This window comes from Vibrio sp. 811 (assembly GCF_033339195.1).
Window position 1 is genome coordinate 1 of the sequence record NZ_JAWOUB010000320.1, and the last position, 762, is coordinate 762.

The 762-nt window shown below is 47.2% G+C and carries 1 protein-coding gene; it reads right to left on the reverse strand.

Going from position 1 to position 762, the window contains the following annotated elements:
• A partial coding sequence (gene rsxC / locus R7Q46_RS26610; RefSeq protein ID WP_318078145.1) for an electron transport complex subunit RsxC occupies positions 1–762 on the reverse strand: 762 nt, incomplete at both ends.

Below are 762 nucleotides of genomic sequence, written 5' to 3' on the forward strand. Positions count from 1 at the left end.
AAGCTTCCGCACATTGACCACAACGTATACATTCCATCTCGTATTGATGAGCTGAAATCTCGTGACGAGTCGGAGCTAAAATACAGTTCGCCGTTTTGGTGATAGGAACCTGTGAGTGGGGCAGGGTAAAGCCCATCATTGGTCCGCCCATGATCAAACGCTGAAGTTTTTTATCGGCTTTGTACCCGAATTCGTCGAGCAGTGCTTGAACTGGGGTACCCAAGAGCGCCCATACGTTTCGAGGCTGTTTAAAGGTTTTACCGGTTAACGTAACGACACGTTCGATTATTGGCTCGCCATCGATGATAGCGCGCTTAATCGAGTATAAAGAACCGACGTTTTGAACCAAGATGCCAATATCTGCAGGGATAGAGCCGCTAGGAACTTCCTTGTTGGTCAGAATCTTTATCAGCTGCTTTTCACCGCCCGACGGGTATTTCGTCGGGATTACTCGAATAACAATGTCCTTGTTCAGCGCGGCACTTTCCAACGCTTTAATGGCATCTGGTTTGTTATCTTCGATACCAATGATCGTCAGTTTTGGCTTAAGGATATGTTCGACAATTTCGATACCTTGAATAAGCTCTTCGGCATGCTCCTGCATCAGTTTGTCATCGGCCGTGATGTACGGTTCACATTCTGCTGCATTTACAATCAGGATTTCTGTACGAGCAATGCCCGATTGGATCTTTTTCGCGGTAGGGAAGCCAGCACCACCCATCCCTGAAATGCCAGCAAGGCGAATAATGTCGATGAGTGCAT